We start from the raw sequence: 1706 nt of genomic DNA, 5'->3' as shown, positions 1-1706 counted from the left end.
CCAATGGAACACCACAGGAACACCAGAAAGTGGTTAAGTTAATGTAAGTCAGTAAGTTATGTGCTGGTGTTCCATTATTCCAAAAAAAGGTATACACCCCCTAAAAAAAGCATCCGATACCAGCGTGCCGCTGAACCCGAATATGGAGAAACTTTATTCCCTTGATTAAGCTTCAGTGGCACAATTAGAGCCTTTTTTTTTCTTCAATTGATAAACCCCTCGCTAGTCAAATCACTAAAAACTAATCACCAACCCCTAACCCCTAAAATGAAAATCTACCCCCTCCACAGTTCCGAGTTCAAACAATTACAAAAAGCTTTTGCCAGTTGGCTGGATATATTGGGTTATGCAGAAAGCAGTATTTACACCCTGCCCAGGCATGTTTGGGAATTTTTTTATTACCTGGAAAACAAAGAAGGCATCACCAGAATAGACCAGATCACAGGCAGTGAAGTAAAGGGATTTTTTGCCTGGTTGTATCAGCGAGGACATGCCAGACATCCCGGGCAACCCCTCAGCGATGCTTACCTGAATAAATACCTGCAAGCCCTGAAATTACTCAGCCGATACGTCCGACAGACCGGACAGGGCGTGTTCAGCTTCCGCAAAGGCTTTATCCGTCCGCCTCAGGAACTCAAAAATATCTGCACTCAGGCAGAAATCACCACCCTTTATGATAGCTGTGATCCTGATATGCTGGGGCTTCGGGATAGGGCTATGCTCTCGGTGTTTTATGCCTGTGGGCTGAGAAGAAATGAAGGCATCAGTCTGGATGTAAGGGATGTGCTGCTCTCCAATAAGTTGCTGTATGTACGCAAAGGGAAAAATTACAAGGAACGCTACGTGCCGATTGGAGATAAAGTGGTGCAGGATTTTAAGCGATACCTCACTGAAAGTCGTCCGGTATTTTACCAGAGCCATCAGCAGAAAGCATTTTTTTTAAGTAAAAAAGGACTAAGAATTAACGGGACATCCTTAAGCATCCGCCTGAAAAGACTGGTAGAAAAAGCAGAACTAAACAAAGAAATCAGCCTCCATACCCTGCGCCACAGCATTGCCACTCACCTGCTGGAAAACGGTATGAAAATACAACAGATCGCCCATTTTTTAGGGCATAGCAGCCTGGAATCCACTCAAATTTACTTAGGAAAGTCGGCTTTAAAATAACAAGAAGTTGAAACACCTCGCTAGTCTAATCACCAACCCCTAATCACCAATGAAATGAAAACTTTTACAGAATATTTAACTGAAAAAAACTACAGTCAAAACAGCGTGAACCGCTTCACTTTTGCTGCCCAAAGGCTGCTCGACTGGCTGGAAATGCGCCATGTACTGCCCCAGCATGTCACTTACAACCGACTGCTTACCTACATTAAAACCCTGAAAAAAAAAGGGCAAAGTCCTCGCTACATCAATCACCAGCTCAGTGCCATCCGCCATTATTTTGATTACCTGATTGCCAGGGAAATGATCCCCCACAATCCGGCTGCTGACCTGTATTTAAAAGGTGTTCCAAGAAGACTGCCCCATCATCTTTTAAGTGAAAAACAGTTGCAGGAATGTTATCAGAATTATCCTGAAAACAAGCCACTGGAAAGGGAAATTATTGGACTGATGGTCTTCCAGGGGCTTCGGCAAAGGGAAATCAGTCGCTTAACCGCTCAGGACTTCGACCTGAAAAACAATACCGTTTTTGTCAGTGGAGA

General features: G+C 44.0%; 2 protein-coding genes. Both read left to right on the top strand.

The features are described from left to right. The first annotated feature begins 267 nt into the window (after positions 1–267). Positions 268–1167, top strand: a complete 900-nt coding sequence (locus tag A3EM_RS46850) for a tyrosine-type recombinase/integrase (protein WP_020534055.1) — start codon at positions 268–270, stop codon at positions 1165–1167. 54 nt (positions 1168–1221) lie between these two features. Beyond that, positions 1222–1706: site-specific integrase (locus tag A3EM_RS0141005; RefSeq protein WP_026210909.1), on the top strand; the 485-nt coding region annotated here is incomplete at its 3' end.

The organism is Flexithrix dorotheae DSM 6795, from assembly GCF_000379765.1.
In the GTDB taxonomy this organism is placed as follows: Bacteria; Bacteroidota; Bacteroidia; order Cytophagales; family Flammeovirgaceae; genus Flexithrix; species Flexithrix dorotheae.
The sequence above is the reverse complement of the archived record's forward strand: the minus strand, read 5'-3'. Positions and strand labels throughout refer to the sequence as shown.